This window comes from Aeromonas sp. s6 (assembly GCF_040907815.1).
In the GTDB taxonomy this organism is placed as follows: Bacteria; Pseudomonadota; Gammaproteobacteria; order Enterobacterales; family Aeromonadaceae; genus Aeromonas; species Aeromonas caviae.
The window spans coordinates 1-2,425 of sequence record NZ_JBFOCN010000107.1 but is presented as its reverse complement, the minus strand read 5'-3'; the positions used below and the strand labels follow the sequence as shown (position 1 = coordinate 2,425).

The window sequence follows — 2,425 nt, the reverse complement described above, 5'->3', positions numbered from 1 at the left end:
TGCGCGTCATCGACATTTATACCCATCGCTGGCGGATCGAGGAGTTCCATAAGGCATGGAAAACCGGAGCAGGAGCCGAGAGGCAACGCATGGAGGAGCCGGATAATCTGGAGCGCATGGTCTCGATCCTCTCGTTTGTTGCAGTCAGGCTGTTACAGCTCAGAGAAAGCTTCACCCTGCCGCAAGCGCTCAGGGCACAAGGGCTGCTAAAAGAAGCGGAGCACGTAGAAAGCCAGTCCGCAGAAACGGTGCTGACCCCGGATGAATGTCAGCTACTGGGCTATCTGGACAAGGGAAAACGCAAGCGCAAAGAGCGCGCCGGGAGCTTGCAGTGGGCCTACATGGCGATAGCCAGACTGGGGGGCTTTATGGACAGCAAGCGAACCGGAATTGCCAGCTGGGGCGCCCTCTGGGAAGGCTGGGAAGCCCTGCAAAGTAAACTGGATGGCTTTCTTGCCGCCAAGGATTTGATGGCACAGGGGATCAAGATCTGATCAAGAGACAGGACCTGTTGTTAAGCATCTTGAAAAACTTGTCGCATCCAGACGGCAAGCAACGGTTCTGGTTACCGGTTATATGGCAAAAGGCACCTTAGGAGAACGCCTGATCAGTATTTGCAAGGCCAGAGACCAAGGGAAGCCTTTGCCTAGCGAGGACCTGGTGATTGGCGAGAAAACAATTACGCCGACTGAGGTCACTTTGAAAGCCATTGAAATACAGGGCTATTACTCAGGCCATGCGGATCAGGAAGGGGTTCTTGATTTCGTGTTTCGTGAGCGCGGTGAAGTGAAGGAAGGGGTGACGCGTAAAGCGGCAACAATTTTTTTGAATCATGGACAGCATGCTGCACGTAAGGAGCTAAAGGAGGCGATTCAAAGTAGAGGAGAAGCGCGTCAGGAAGGTGATCGAGTCGTTTGTGGCATCGAGCTGCCTGACAATAGTGGTTTTTGGTATGACTTAAATACCAAGCAGTGGCTTGAGCCAGAAAAGGAATCAAAGACAGATTCCCTCCTCCGCGAGCTACTACTAGAGCAACGGAAAACTAATCAGCTATTGCAGAGATTAGTTGAGCACAGAGGCCCCCTTCAGAACTCGGCCCCAAAAAAACCTGGTAAGGCGTTGAAAAAATAGTTGCTCAGCCCACTTTTCCTCAATGGCTGCATCGACTGGCCGCGCGTGACCGTTCATCACGAACGGCTCCTGTAATTTATTAGCTGCTGTTCAGTTCTTGATGGACTGAACGGCAGGATCGGGTCGTCAAGAGACCGTCGCGCCAACATGGCATGCGCTTAACGTACGATTTTTTCCGTTTCGTGAGCTGACCCCGGGAAGCCTGCTTGGCCGCCCCCATGGCGTCCGTGGTGTTGCGAGACACCTCATTGACGGTGGACTGCATCTCGTTCATGGCGGTGGCGACCTGAGAGACCTCTCCCTGCTGGCTTGCCATGCCTTCGGCGGACTGCTCGGAGATGGCGCTCACCTCCTCTACCGCGCTGCTGAGCTGACTCACCGAACCGGAGATTTCACTCACCAGCTCCGCCAGAGCCCCCTGCATCCGGTCGATGGCCGACCCCAGCTGGCCCAGCTCGTCGCGGTTGAAGCGGTTGCCGCGGATCCACTCCTGCAGCTCGCCCCGACCGAGATCGCCGCTCGCAATGCGCTGGGCCTGACGGGCCAGCATGATGAGCGGGTCACGGATCTGGCGGGTCAGCACCACGGAGAGGGCGACAACCAGGGCCAGGCCGATCACCAGGGCCAGGGTCACACTCAGCTTGGCGCTGTCAAAGGCGGCGATCACCTCGGCGCGGGAGCCCACGGAGTAGCCGTGGTTGATGCGAATGAGATCCCCCACCGACTTGCTCAGGGTGGTGTAGAGGGTGACCCCCTCCCCCATGAAGAGGTGCCGGGCTTCGGCCATCTGTCCCGAGTCCTGCATCTGCCGGATGCGCTGGTGCAGGGCGACATATCGCTCCCAGTCCGCCTTGACGATGTCAAAGGCGCGGCGCTCCTCCCGATCCTCCGCCCAGATGGTGCCATCGTGGGCCACTATCTGGCGCGCAGCCTCTTGCAGGCTCTTCTCGCTCTCGTTGCGATAGCGGGCCTTCTGCTGGGCATCGTCCGCCACCAGGAAGACATCCAGTTCGTAGCGGCGCAGGGCATTGATGGTCTCGCCGAGGGTGCTGGTGCGCACGACGGCGGGCAGGATACTGTCGGTAAAGCCGATGGCGGCGCGGTTCATCTTGCTGAATTCAAACAGCGAGAAGCCGCCGATAAAGGCCATCATCAGGCCGAGTACGGCAAAGCCGGCGGTAAGTTTTTTGCCTATCGTCTTGACATCCTCCCCACCTTAGCGCTTCGCGTCACAGGAGGGGGATTCCCATTACTGGGTGATAGCTGCTCGCGCAGTACCGGGTTCCTGCTTCAT

Annotated in this window: 2 protein-coding genes and 1 pseudogene; 2 read left to right on the top strand and 1 reads right to left on the bottom strand. The window is 57.8% G+C overall.

From position 1 onward, the window contains the following. The coding region (locus tag AB5Y50_RS16770) for an IS4 family transposase (protein ID WP_368162502.1) at positions 1 to 494 on the top strand (494 nt) is incomplete at its 5' end. An 82-nt stretch (positions 495 to 576) separates the two neighbouring features. Then, positions 577 to 1,131 (top strand): hypothetical protein, encoded by a 555-nt coding sequence (locus AB5Y50_RS16765; protein ID WP_219635791.1) that lies wholly within the window; start codon positions 577 to 579, stop codon positions 1,129 to 1,131. A 193-nt stretch (positions 1,132 to 1,324) separates the two neighbouring features. Here the strand turns inward: AB5Y50_RS16765 and AB5Y50_RS16760 are convergent. Beyond that, positions 1,325 to 2,284 (bottom strand): annotated as a pseudogene (locus tag AB5Y50_RS16760) (methyl-accepting chemotaxis protein); the annotation flags it as partial. Positions 2,285 to 2,425 lie beyond the last annotated feature (141 nt).